Consider the following 13,480-nt stretch of genomic DNA (forward strand, 5'->3'; position numbering starts at 1 on the left):
CGGCGGCGCCGCCGCCCGACCCGCGCTCCCCGGGGTCAGTGCTGGAAGTTGCTGGCCTGCCGGCCGTTGCGCCCCGTCGGCGGTGGGCGGTGGCCCGGTTCGGGCCGGCCCTCGGCGCGCGGCGCCTGCTCCCGGCGCACGGGCTCCGGCCCGCGGCGGCCGGCGTCCCCCAGCAATCCGGCCACGTCCTGCTGAGCGCGGCGCGGCGGCAGTTCCGCCCGACCGGCCGGCGCCAGCGGGCGGCCCGGGGCCGCGGTGCGCGGCGCGGGCGCCGCGGCTTCTTCGGCGGTGTCCTGCGGCGCCGGTGGCAGCACCCGCAGCAGGTCGTTGAACTGGCGCACGGTGCGCAGGCCCTCGTCCCACTGGGTGCGCGTGCTGGTGACCGGCAGGGCGACCAGCGTCCAGTTCTGCTCGTTCCACATGATCTCGGCGGAGTCGGGCGCGGTGTGGGCGAAGGTGACCATGCGCCGGTCGCAGGCGCGACGGGCGGCGTCGAGGTTGGTGGAGTACACCATCCGCGGGCCGATGGCGCCCAGCAACCAGATGTCGCTCTCCCGCGGCTCTTTGAGCCCCTTGAGGCGCAGGTCCACCACGACGTTGGTGCCGACCTTGCGGTGCAGCGCGATGACCGTCGCGACCTCTTCGAGGTCGAAGATGTACACGGCCTCGCCGCGGATCTGGCCCAGCACCACGTTGAAGGCCGGGACGTCGCCGACCGTGGACATCACGCCGCGCTTCCAGCGCTTGAGGATCTCGGTCGATTCGCTCTCGAAGTCGAAGCCGTGCGAGCGCGCCCACGATCGACGCCGCCGGCTGCGCCCGCGGCGTCGATCCAGGTCGACGTACAGCAGCACCCCCGCACCGACAAAGCACAGTGCGGAGAGCGTGAACCAAAGGGGGACCATCCCACACAGGGTATCTGCTGTTGGGCCGGAACACCGAAGCCCGGCCGGTCACAACCCAGTTACAGCGGCGGGACGGTCCCCCCTTAACCGGTTCGAGGGATTCAGCCCAGGATCAGCGAGTCACCGTCGGGGCTGACGTTCACCGGAACCGTGTCGCCGTCGTGCACGTCGCCGGCCAGCAGGAGCTTCGCGAGCTGGTCGCCGATGGCCTGCTGCACCAGCCGCCGCAGCGGCCGTGCGCCGTAGACCGGGTCGAATCCGCGCTGCGCCAGCCACTGCTTGGCCGGGAGCGACACCTCCAGCGTGAGGCGGCGCTGCGCCAGCCGCTTCTGCAGCTGGGCCAGCTGGATGTCGACGATCGACACCAGCTCACCGGGCTCGAGGCCGTGGAAGATGATCACGTCGTCGAGGCGGTTGATGAACTCCGGCTTGAACGCCGAGCGCACCGCGGCCATCACCTGCTCCTCGCTGCCGCCCGACCCGAGGTTGGACGTCAGGATCAGGATGGTGTTGCGGAAGTCGACCGTGCGGCCCTGCCCGTCGGTCAGGCGGCCCTCGTCGAGCACCTGCAGCAGCACGTCGAACACGTCCGGGTGCGCCTTTTCGATCTCGTCGAACAGGATCACCGTGTAGGGGCGCCGGCGCACCGCCTCGGTGAGCTGGCCGCCCTGGTCGTAGCCGATGTAGCCCGGGGGCGCACCGACCAGGCGGGCGACCGAGTGCTTCTCGCCGTACTCGCTCATGTCGATGCGGACCATCGCGCGCTCGTCGTCGAACAGGAACTCCGCCAGCGCCTTGGCCAGCTCGGTCTTGCCGACGCCGGTCGGGCCCAGGAACATGAACGACCCGGTCGGCCGGTTCGGGTCGGCGACGCCGGCCCGGGACCGGCGCACGGCGTCGGACACCGCCTGCACGGCCTTGCGCTGCCCGATGACGCGCTTGCCCAGCTCCTCCTCCATGCGCAGCAGCTTGGCGGTCTCGCCCTCGAGCATCCGTCCGGCGGGGATGCCGGTCCACGCCGACACCACCTCGGCGATGTCGTCGGGTCCGACCTCCTCCTTGAGCATGACGTTCTCCCGGGCCTCGGCCTGGGGCAGCGCGGCGTCGAGCTTCTTCTCGACCTCGGGGATGCGTCCGTAGCGCAGCTCGGCGGCCTTGGCCAGGTCGCCGTCGCGCTCGGCGCGCTCCGACTCCCCGCGCAGGGTCTCCAGCTGCTCCTTGAGCTCGCGGACGACGTCGATCGCGTTCTTCTCGTTCTGCCAGCGGGTGGTGAGCTCGGCGAGCTGTTCCTTCTTGTCGGCCAGCTCCGAGCGCAGCTTCTCCAGCCGCTCCTTGGACGCCTCGTCCTCCTCCTTGGCGAGCGCCATCTCCTCGATCTCGAGGCGGCGCACGAGGCGCTCGACCTCGTCGATCTCGACGGGCCGGGAGTCGATCTCCATCTTCAGCCGACTGGCGGCCTCGTCGACCAGGTCGATGGCCTTGTCCGGCAGGAAGCGGGCGGTGATGTAGCGATCGGACAGCGTGGCCGCGGCCACCAGGGCCGAGTCGGTGATCCGCACGCCGTGGTGCACCTCGTAGCGGTCCTTGAGCCCGCGCAGGATGCCGACGGTGTCCTCGACCGACGGCTCGCCGACCAGCACCTGCTGGAAGCGGCGCTCGAGGGCCGCGTCCTTCTCGATGTACTTGCGGTACTCGTCGAGCGTGGTGGCGCCGACCAGGCGCAGCTCGCCGCGGGCCAGCATCGGCTTGATCATGTTGCCGGCGTCCATGGCGCCCTCGCCGGTCGCGCCGGCGCCGACGATGGTGTGCAGCTCGTCGATGAAGGTGATGATCTGCCCGGCGGAGTTCTTGATGTCGTCGAGGACGGCCTTGAGCCGCTCCTCGAACTCCCCGCGGTACTTCGCCCCGGCCACCATCGAGCCCAGGTCCAGGCTGATGACGGTCTTGTCGCGAAGGCTTTCGGGCACGTCGCCGGCGACGATGCGCTGGGCCAGGCCCTCCACGATCGCGGTCTTGCCGACGCCGGGCTCGCCGATCAGCACCGGGTTGTTCTTGGTGCGGCGGCTCAACACCTGGACGACGCGGCGGATCTCGTTGTCCCGCCCGATCACCGGGTCGAGCTTGCCCTCGCGGGCCCGGGCGGTCAGGTCGGTGGAGTACTTCTCCAGCGCCTGGTAGGTGGCCTCGGGCTCGGGGCTGGTGACGCGGGCGCTGCCGCGGACCTTGACGAACGCCTCCCGCAGGGCCTGCGGCGACGCGCCGTGTCCGGTCAGGAGCTTGGCGACATCGGAGTCGCCGGTGGCCAGCCCGACCATCAGGTGCTCGGTGGAGACGTACTCGTCGTCCATCTCGGTGGCGAGCTGCTGGGCGGTGGTGATCGCGGCCAGCGATTCGCGCGACAGCTGCGGTTGCGAGCTGGCGCCGCTGGTCTGCGGCAGCCGGTCCAGCAGGCGCTGGGCTTCGGCGCGGATGGTGGCGGGCTCGACGCCGACCGCCTCCAGCAGCGGCGCGGCGATTCCCTCGTTCTGCGTCAGCAGCGCCAACAGCAGGTGAGCGGGCCGGATCTCGGGGTTACCGGCGGCCGAGGCCGCCTGAAGGGCCGAGGTCAGCGCCGCCTGGGTCTTGGTGGTCGGGTTGAAAGAGTCCACGACACCTCCGTTCGGGTTGTGGGAAAAATGGTGGTCGGGTTGTTCAACGCCGTCAAGGTTGAGTGTGTTCCGCTCAAGTCCAACCAAGTTTGGCATCGGGTCATTTGTTCATCGGGTCACCCGCCAACGCCGCCGGGAGGCGAGCCGGTCAGCGCTGCTCACCGCTGGACAGCACACCCTTGCGGTTGACGGGCCTCGGCGGCCCGCCGGCGGATGATCGGGTGGCGGTGACCGCAGCCGCGGCAGGAGTCCACCACTTGGCCAGCGACACCAGTTCGCGGGCCTCCTGCTCGAGAGTCGTCGCACGGGAGGTGGCGATGTGGGTCGCATCGGCTCGTTGCGGGGTGGTTCCCGATGCTTTGGCGTCGGCCGCGTGGGCTAGTTGCAGGGCCAGGATCGCGGTGTCGCGATCAGCCGCGGGGACGGAATGCGCCGCGACGAATTGCTCAACTTGCCGCGGGGGGATGTCGCGAAAGTGTGGCCGTAGCTGCAAGATCAGGTCCCGAATTTCAACGACGGCCTGATGGAGCTGCAGGGCGGATTTCCGGTACCGGGTACCGCTGTCCTGCGGGTCAAAAGCGTTCTGCGGTAAGGCCTGTCGCAGGCCGTGCCGCAGCGGCTGCAGTTTGCGCCATTGTCGGCTGACGGGATCCAACCCGACACGGGCGATGATCGCGAGCGCGCACGGGACCGCGGCGAGCGCGGCGCAACCGACGGCTTCCCAGAAGAAATACACGCCGTGGACCTTGACCCGGTACGCGCTGGTGTGCAGCCACCCGAGCTGTTCGAAAACCAGCAGCAGCAACGATTCCACGGTGACCCACCCGATTGCCACCGCCAATACCACCCCCAGGGCGGCGATGAGGCGCTCGCGGCGCGGCGCACCCGCGCGCGCGAGTTCCCCGATGCTCAGTCGCATCAGCTGAACGACCAACACGAGGAACATCGTCGAGTAGAAACCGTAGGCGAGCACCCCGTCCCACCCGCCGGAAATTTCGACGGGCTTTGCCGCGACCCGGGCTCGCGTTGCCGCGACGAGATAGCCGAACGCCAATAGCGCTGCCGCACAACGGTAGTAGCGATGGCGGCGGCGCATGTCGGGTCCAGATAGCCCTGCCCACATCATGGTGAAACCGATGAATTCCACGCTGCCGAAGATCAGGGCGACCACTGCCAATTGCTGTGCCGTGGTGGCGGTGATCAGCGCAGCATCCGACAGCAATTGTTCGACAGCGTGTTCGCGCAATAGCTGGGCCAGCAGCAAGGTCGCCAGGGTGTTGTTGAGGTACGCGTCATAAAGATTCGTGTTGAACCCCACGTAGCGCGTGACCACGACGATCGCCATGAACAGGATCAGCGGCCAAGCGACCGCCGGGGGCACGGTGCTGGTCATCGGGAGCGGAAGAACACGCTGCGCATGACGGAGCGTTGCGCACCGGCGTCGGCGGCGGCAATCATCAGCATGGAGGCGAAGGTTTCGGCGGCGCGTTCCTGGGCACTGGCGTAGTCGGTGCGACCCAACACCGCGCGCACGGCGGCCGGATCGAGGTCGGGCAGCAGCGTGCTGCTCAGATGGTCGTGCGGCAAGCCAGGCGGGCCGCCGGCGCGGGATTGGTCGTGACCGAGAACCATGTGCCCAACTTCGTGGCAGACGATCTGGTCCATGTGGTACTCGGAGGTGCCGATCGCGTGGACGATGACATCGTCGGCGTCGCGCTTCAACCACAACCCGCACGGGCTACCGGCCAACGCCGGAGTGGGCGTTGGTACCAGCCGAATCGGTCGGCCCCGCATCCGGGCCACGTTGTCCACGAACTGATGACGGTCCCACGGGACAGGGATCGGCATCCGGCGGGCCAGCGCCTGCAGCTCAGCGTCAGACGTGGTCATCTCCGCCCCGAGGCGCCGGGGCGAGTGGAGGCAGCTTCTCCAGCTCGCGGACATGGTCGACCATCGCCGCCAAATTAGTGAGGGCAGCATCCGTCAGCCCGGAAGCGCGCATGGCCAGATCCCGCACCCCCGCATCCCGCAGTGCCTGCAACAGATCCAGCTGCGCCTCGAGGTGTTCGTCGACCCCGGCGTCGATCAAATACGACGCCGACACACCGAAGAACTCCGCGATCGCACGCAGATGCGCCACCGTCGGGTTGGTTTTCAGCCCGCTGCGAAGCTGCCACAAGTACGCCGGGCTGATCGAGACACCGGTCTTTTCCGTAATCGCCTCGGCAGCGGCGGCATTCGACAGCGCCGGCTCCGACGGGCTGTGCATGACCTCGAACAGCTTGTTGAGCTTGACCGCCAAATCCGTCGTGGACACCTGACTCTCCATGGCGGCACGATCCCGGGTCACGATACCTCCGTTCACAGGCGCTCCCACCCGCGTCCACCCATGTTAACGGTGAATCGGCCGCCGGGGGCCTCGAGACCGGTGTCCGGTGTCAAGCGGGACAGGGTGATCGCCCCGAGACCAGATCGCATGCCCGGCCGGCGGAAGCCGCCGCACCGGGCATTGTCGGACTGCCCGCGGACCGGGGAGACCCCAGGTCACAGTTCCGGGAGCTTCGGTATGCCGACGCGCTCCGCGCCGCACGACATATTTATCTCAGTTTATGTTGCCGACGACGACGCATACCGGTATATTCGGTTGTGCCGAGCGGCTCCGGCCAGATGCGGAATCAGTCACGCGAAGACGGCAGGCCGCGCCATTTCCCGGAGATGGGGGAAGCCCAGAATTCTTATCGTCTCAAAAATAAGCGTCCACCCTCATCGCGCCGAACCATCCGCAGCGTAAAGCAACCCGACTATCGGAATTCCGGATAGTGCGCGCGCGCGACTATTTCCGCATGATCTGGCAGCTCAAGCCGCAGTGAATTCGCGTTTCATGGATCAAGCCGCTGGCCCGTGCCCGGGTCAGAGCGCGAAACGATTCTCAGGAGTATTAGGTGACCTCTAAAACGGCTATGCCCGAGCCGATTTCAGCCGTCAAGGCAACCCGATCCGGCGACGCTGAGCGGGCGGGTCATCGACTGGCGCCAATGACAGGCCACCAGCTACGACGGCGTGAAGACCTCGGCACTTCCGATCGATCGGCCAGGCGGATAGCGAGGGCCGGAAAGACTGCGCCGGCGCAATAGACGATGGCGAATTTGTCGTATCGGGTGGCCCCTTCCGCTAGGCCACGGAGTTCGGCGTGATGTCGTTCGTGTTGGTTTCCCCGGAGACCATGACAGCAGCTTCGCAGGATCTCGCGCGGGTGGTTTCGGCTGTTCGGGCGGCGAACACCGCTGCGGCAGTCTCAACGACTCAGATTGTGGCCGCGGGCAGCGACGAGATCTCGGTGCGTATTGCTGAGTTGTTCGGCGGATACGCCCAGGAACGACAGGCGCTGATCGAACGTGCGGCGACGCTTCAGGACATCTTCGCGCAATCCGTGAATGGCGGAGCCGAGGCATATCTGACGACCGAGGCGGCCAATGCCGGGCAGGCTCTGCTCAACGCAATCAATGCGCCGACCGAGGCGCTGATTGGGTTCCCGCTGATTGGCAACGGCGCCAACGCGTCGACGCCGGGAGGTAACGGCGGCAACGGCGGTCTGTTGTTCGGAAATGGTGGTAACGGAGCGCCCGGTGGTCCGGGCCAGCCCGGTGGTGCGGGCGGGTCGGCGGGATTGTGGGGCAACGGTGGGGCCGGCGGAGCGGGCGGGGCTTTCGGAGCCGCGGGCGGCGCCGGCGGTCACGCCGGATTGCTGCTCGGGTGGGGTGGAGCCGGAGGCACCGGTGGAACCGGCGGGGGCACCGGCGGAGCCGGCGGTATGGGCGGGTGGCTGGTGGGCGGCGGCGGAGACGGCGGCACCGGTGGCTTCGGCGGGGGCGCCGGGGGCACCGGCGGCCGGGCCGAATTGCTGTTCGGCACCGGCGGGGCTGGCGGCGCGGGCGGCACCGGTAGCGACGCTGGTCCCAGCGGCCCCGCCGGCGCGGGCGGCCCCGGCGGCGCCGGCGGACCGGGCTCGTTGTTCGGCGGCGGTGGCGCGGGCGGCAACGGCGGGTCGGGCGGTTACGGCGGCACTGGCGGCAACGGCACCGCGCTGGGTAACGGGCTCGGCGGCGCGGGCGGGACCGGTGGCGCCGGCGGCGCCGGCGGGACCGGTGGCCAAGGCGCGTTGCTGTTCGGCGCCGGCGGGCACGGCGGGATGGGCGGCAACGGTGGCGTGGGCGGCACCGGCGGTACCGGTGCCGACGGGAGCATCGCCGGTCTGGCCGGCATCGGCGGCACCGGCGGGGCGGGTGGCACCGGCGGCGCTCCAGGTGTCGGCGGGGCGGGCGGGGCCGCCGGCCAATACTTGAGCAGCAGCGGCACTGGGGGCGGTGCGGGCATCGGCGGTCAGGGGGGAACGGGCGGCACAGGTGGGGCCGGTGCGGCCGGGGCCGACGCCGTCGCGGGTTCCGGTGGCACCGGCTTCGCTGGTGGGGCGGGTGGCGTCGGCGGTCTGGGCGGCGGCGAGGGCGCGATCCAGGGCGCGGGCGGCCAGGGTGGCACCGGCGGTGTGGGCGGACTCGGTGGGCGCGGCGGCACGGGCGTCGTCGGTGTCGACAACGGCCAGGGTGGCAGCGGCGGCACCGGAGGCACCGGCGGCGCCGCCGGACTGGGCGGAGCCGGCCGGGTCGCCGGCGTGGCGGGCGTAGCCGGCGACGGCGGCCAGGGTGGCGCGGGAGGCACGGGCGCGGCCGGCGCCGACAACACCACCGTCGCAGCGCCCGGCACTGCCGGCGCCCAGGGCGGGCAAGGCAGCGCCGGCGGCACCGGCGGCCAGGGTGGGGCGGCCGGTGCCGCCAACGGCGGCACCGCCGGCCACCAAGGAATCGGCGGCGTCGGCGGCACCGGCGGACAAGGCGGCCAGGGCGGCCAGGGCGGGACCGGCATCGCGGGCGTCAACAGCGGCCAAGGCGCCCAAGGCGGCGTCGGCGGCACCGGCGGCGCCGCCGGCATCGGCGGCACCGGCTCCACCCAAGGCAACGCGGGCACGGCCGGCGACGGCGGCACCGGCGGGGTCGGCGGGACGGGCGCGACCGGGACCGACAACACCACCGTCGCCGCGGCAGGCACCCAGGGTGGGCAGGGCGGCGCCGGCGGCCAGGGCGGCGACGGCGGCGACGGCGGGGCAGCCGGTGCCGCCAACGGCGGCACCGCCGGCCAGCAAGGCGCCGGCGGCGTCGGCGGCACCGGCGGACAAGGCGGCCAGGGCGGCCAAGGCGGCACCGGAATCACCGGCACCAGCAACGGCCAAGGCGCCCAAGGCGGCACCGGCGGCCAGGGCGGCGCCGCCGGCATCGGCGGCACCGGCTCCACCCAAGGCAACGCGGGCACGGCCGGCGACGGCGGCACCGGCGGGGTCGGCGGGACGGGCGCCACCGGGACCGACAACACCACCGTCGCCGCGGCAGGCACCCAGGGCGGCCAAGGCGGACAAGGCGGCCAGGGCGGCACCGGCGGCGACGGCGGCGCAGCCGGCAACGCCCACGGCGGCACCGCCGGCCACCAAGGCACCGGCGGCAGCGGAGGCAACGGCGGCAACGGCGGACAGGGCGGCCAAGGCGGCACAGGAATCACCGGCGTCGACAACGGCCAAGGCGCCCAAGGCGGCACCGGCGGCCAGGGCGGCGCTGCGGGACTCGGCGGCACCGGCTCCACCCAAGGCACCGCCGGTACGGCCGGCAACGGGGGCACCGGAGGTATTGGCGGCACCGGGGCTACCGGCACCGACGCAACCACCGCCGGCGCGGGTCTGCAAGGCGACCAGGGCGGCACCGGAGGACACGGTGGGACTGGCGGCGACGGCGGGGCCGCCGGCAACGCCAACGGCGGAACGGCCGGCCACCAGGGGTCCGGCGGCGACGGCGGCACTGGCGGACAAGGCGGCCAGGGCGGACAGGGCGGCACCGGAATCACCGGGCTAAACGACGGTCAAGGCGCCCGGGGCGGCACCGGTGGTACGGGCGGCGATGCCGGACTCGGCGGAAACGGCTCCACCCAAGGCAATGTGGGGACCGCCGGTAACGGCGGCCAGGGCGGAAACGGCGGCACTGGAGTAGCGGGTACCGACAACACCACCGTCGCCGGGGCCGGCACCCAGGGCGGCCAAGGCGGACAAGGCGGCAGCGGCGGGATCGGCGGCGACGGCGGAGCAGCCGGCAACGCCCACGGCGGCACGGCCGGCATTCAGGGCGCCGGCGGCACCGGCGGGACGGGCGGGATCGGGGGCCAGGGCGGCCAAGGCGGTGCCGGCATCGCCGGCACCAACGACGGCCAAGGCGCCCAAGGCGGCACCGGCGGCACGGGCGGCGACGCCGGACTCGGCGGAAACGGCTCCACCCAAGGCAATGCGGGGACCGCCGGCGACGGCGGCACCGGCGGGGTCGGCGGGACGGGCGCCACCGGAACCGACAACACCACCGTCGCCGCGGCCGGCACCCAAGGCGGACAAGGCGGACAAGGCGGCAGCGGCGGGGTGGGCGGCGACGGCGGAGCAGCCGGCAACGCCCACGGCGGCACCGCCGGCCAGCAAGGCACCGGCGGCACCGGCGGACAAGGCGGCAGCGGCGGACAGGGCGGCCAAGGCGGCGCCGGCATCACCGGCACCAACGACGGCCAAGGCGCCCAGGGCGGCACCGGCGGCCAGGGCGGCGACGCCGGATTCGGCGGAAACGGCAGTGTCACCGGCGCGGCGGGGACCGCCGGCGACGGCGGCACCGGCGGGGTCGGCGGGACTGGCGCCACCGGCACCGACAACACCACCGTCGCCGCGGCCGGCACCCAGGGTGGGCAGGGCGGCGCCGGCGGCCAGGGCGGCACCGGCGGCGACGGCGGAGCAGCCGGCAACGCCCACGGCGGCACCGCCGGCCAGCAAGGCACCGGCGGCACCGGCGGACAAGGCGGCAGCGGCGGCCAGGGCGGCCAAGGCGGCACCGGCATCACCGGCACCAACGACGGTCAAGGCGCCCAGGGCGGCACCGGCGGCCAGGGCGGCGACGCCGGACTCGGCGGAAACGGCAGTGTCACCGGCGCGGCGGGGACCGCCGGCGACGGCGGTACCGGCGGGGTCGGCGGGACGGGCGCCACCGGAACCGACAACACCACCGTCGCCGCGGCCGGCACCCAGGGCGGCCAAGGCGGACAAGGCGGACAAGGCGGGATCGGCGGCGACGGCGGCACCGCCGGCAACGCCCACGGCGGCACCGGCGGCCAGCAAGGCGCCGGCGGCACCGGCGGACAAGGCGGCAACGGCGGCCAGGGCGGCCAAGGCGGCACCGGCATCACCGGCGTCAACAACGGCCAAGGCGCCCAAGGCGGCACCGGCGGCACGGGCGGCGACGCCGGACTCGGCGGCACCGGCTCCACCCAAGGCGCCACCGGCACCGCCGGCGACGGCGGCCAGGGCGGCACCGGCGGCACCGGAGTTACGGGCACCGACGGCGCCTCCGTCCTCGGTGGTGGCACCCAAGGCGGACAAGGCGGCAGCGGCGGGGTGGGCGGCGACGGCGGGGCCGCCGGCAACGCCCACGGCGGCACCGGCGGCATTCAGGGCGCCGGCGGCACCGGTGGCACCGGCGGACAAGGCGGCCAGGGCGGCCAAGGCGGCACCGGCATCACCGGCGTCAACAACGGCCAAGGAACCCATGGCGGCACCGGCGGCACGGGCGGCGACGCCGGACTCGGCGGCACCGGCTCCACTCAAGGCGCCACCGGCGCGGCCGGCGACGGCGGCCAAGGCGGCGCCGGCGGGACCGGGGCTACCGGCACCGACAACACCACCGTCGCAGCGGCCGGCACCCAAGGCGGACAAGGCGGACAAGGCGGCAGCGGCGGGATCGGCGGCGACGGCGGAGCAGCCGGCAACGCCCACGGCGGCACCGCCGGCCAGCAAGGCACCGGCGGCAGCGGAGGCAACGGCGGCAACGGCGGACAGGGCGGCCAAGGCGGCGCCGGCATCACCGGCGTCAACAACGGCCAAGGCGCCCAAGGCGGCACCGGCGGCCAGGGCGGCGACGCCGGACTCGGCGGAAACGGCAGTGTCACCGGCGCGGCGGGGACCGCCGGCGACGGCGGCACCGGCGGGGTCGGCGGGACTGGCGCCACCGGCACCGACAACACCACCGTCGCCGCGGCCGGCACCCAGGGCGGCCAAGGCGGACAAGGCGGCCAGGGCGGCACCGGCGGCGACGGCGGAGCAGCCGGCAACGCCCACGGCGGCACCGCCGGCCACCAAGGCACCGGCGGCACCGGCGGACAAGGCGGCAACGGCGGACAGGGCGGCCAAGGCGGCACCGGCATCACCGGCACCAACGACGGCCAAGGCGCCCAGGGCGGCACCGGCGGCCAGGGCGGCAACGCCGGGCTCGGCGGAAACGGCTCCACCCAAGGCGCCACCGGCACCGCCGGCAACGGCGGCACCGGAGGCCAGGGCGGCCAAGGGGCGGCCGGTACCGACGGCTCCAACTCGTTGGACGATCCCACCGACGGCGGCCAGGGCGGCCAGGGCGGCATCGGCGGGCAAGGCGGCTCGGGTGGCTTAGGCGTTGACGGCGTCGGCGGCGGCGCGGGCGGCCAAGGCGGGCTCGGTGGCACCGGCGGCACCGGCGGCACCGGCGGCAATTACGAAGGCCTTGGCGGCGGCACCGGCGCCGACGGCGGGCAGGGCGGCACCGGAGGCGCCGCCGGCCCGGGCGGCAGCGGGGTCGACGGCGGGGCGGCAGGCGGCCTCGGCACCGGCGGTGTTGGCGGCCAGGGGGGGCAAGGCGGCAACGGCGGAATCGGCACCAACGGCTCGAACGGTGACTCCCCCACCGCCGGCAATCCTGGCGGCCGGGGCGGCCAGGGCGGACCCGGGGGCGACGGTGGTTCGGGCTTCAACGGCGTCGGCGGCGGCGCGGGCGGCCAAGGCGGGCAAGGCGGGCAAGGCGGTCTTGGTGGCGACGGCGGCTCCAACACGGGCACCGCCCATTTCAACGGCGATTCCGGCGAGGGCGCCGAGGGCGGTCAGGGTGGCATCGGCGGTGCGGGCGGAGCCGCCGGGGCCGGTACCGACGGCGGCGCCAACGGCACCGGCGGTGTGGGCGGCACGGCCGGAGAGGGCGGACAAGGCGGCAGCGGCGCCACGGGTTACGACTCTGACGCGTCCGGCGCGGCCGCCCCCGGCGGCAAGGGTGGCGCCGGGGGTGCGGGCGGCGTCGGTGGCGCCGGTGGCGCCGGCATCGACGGCGTCGGCGGCGGACGGGGCGGCCAGGGCGGAGAAGGCGGCCAGGGCGGCACCGCCGGCAACGGAGGCGAAGGCACTCCCTACGGCGGCGGTTTCGACGGGGCCCAAGGCGGCCAGGGCGGAACCGGCGGTGTCGGCGGCGCGGGCGGCCAGGGCGGAAGTGGCACCGGACCTGGCGGAACCGGTGGGCAGGGTGGCCAGGGCGGCCTGGCCGGGCAAGGCGGCAACGACGGGGACGGCCCCAGCGGGGGCGTCGGGGGGGTCGGCGGTACCGGCGGCGACGGCGGGATAGGGGGTACTGGCGGAGACTTCGGCGGCAACGGTGGCGTCGGCGGAAACGCGGGCACGGGCGGTCAGGGTGGTCAAGCCGGCACTGTGAACCAGGACGGCTTCGGGGGGACGGGCCAAGTCGGCGGCACCGGCGGGCCGGTGGGACCGGCGGCGACGGCGGGGACGGCGGCACCGTCGTCGGTTCCAGCGGCGGCGGCGACGGCGGTCACGCCGGTAGCGGCGGCAACGGCGGCCTGGGCGGAACCGGCGGAACCGCGGGCGATGGCACCGGCACCGGCGGGACCGGCGGCACCGGCGGTATCGGCGGCACCGGCGGCACCGGCGGTGACGCCACGGGCGGCGGCGTAGGCGGCATCGGTGGCGACGGCGGAAGCGGCGGAACC

General features: G+C 73.6%; 6 protein-coding genes. 1 reads left to right on the forward strand and 5 read right to left on the reverse strand.

Features of this window, described 5'->3' with window-relative positions; translation table 11 throughout:
• Window positions 1–35 precede the first annotated feature (35 nt).
• The 5 genes from ttfA to G6N56_RS20195 all read right to left on the reverse strand — a co-directional run bounded on the left by ttfA (window position 36) and on the right by G6N56_RS20195 (window position 5,882).
• Window positions 36–905: a trehalose monomycolate transport factor TtfA gene (ttfA, locus tag G6N56_RS20175; RefSeq protein ID WP_085257843.1), complete on the reverse strand. Its 870-nt coding sequence runs from the start codon at window positions 903–905 to the stop codon at window positions 36–38.
• A 101-nt stretch (window positions 906–1,006) separates the two neighbouring features.
• Entirely contained in the window at window positions 1,007–3,553 is a 2,547-nt protein-coding gene (gene clpB, locus G6N56_RS20180) for an ATP-dependent chaperone ClpB (protein WP_085257842.1), read from the reverse strand.
• Between the two features lie 148 nt (window positions 3,554–3,701).
• A complete protein-coding gene (locus G6N56_RS20185; protein ID WP_085257841.1) occupies window positions 3,702–4,946 on the reverse strand; it encodes a DUF6545 domain-containing protein in 1,245 nt (414 codons plus the stop codon).
• Complete coding sequence (locus G6N56_RS20190) at window positions 4,943–5,443, reverse strand: hypothetical protein (protein WP_085257840.1); 501 nt, start codon at window positions 5,441–5,443, stop codon at window positions 4,943–4,945. Before G6N56_RS20190 ends, G6N56_RS20185 begins: the two co-directional genes overlap by 4 nt.
• Window positions 5,430–5,882, reverse strand: coding sequence for a helix-turn-helix domain-containing protein (locus G6N56_RS20195; RefSeq protein ID WP_085257839.1), 453 nt, complete (start codon window positions 5,880–5,882; stop codon window positions 5,430–5,432). Before G6N56_RS20195 ends, G6N56_RS20190 begins: the two co-directional genes overlap by 14 nt.
• An 864-nt stretch (window positions 5,883–6,746) precedes the next feature.
• Here G6N56_RS20195 and G6N56_RS20200 point away from each other — a divergent pair.
• Complete coding sequence (locus G6N56_RS20200) at window positions 6,747–13,445, forward strand: PE family protein (protein WP_163645224.1); 6,699 nt, start codon at window positions 6,747–6,749, stop codon at window positions 13,443–13,445.
• The last annotated feature ends 35 nt before the right edge of the window (window positions 13,446–13,480 follow it).

This window comes from Mycobacterium saskatchewanense (assembly GCF_010729105.1).
Taxonomy (GTDB): Bacteria; Actinomycetota; Actinomycetes; order Mycobacteriales; family Mycobacteriaceae; genus Mycobacterium; species Mycobacterium saskatchewanense.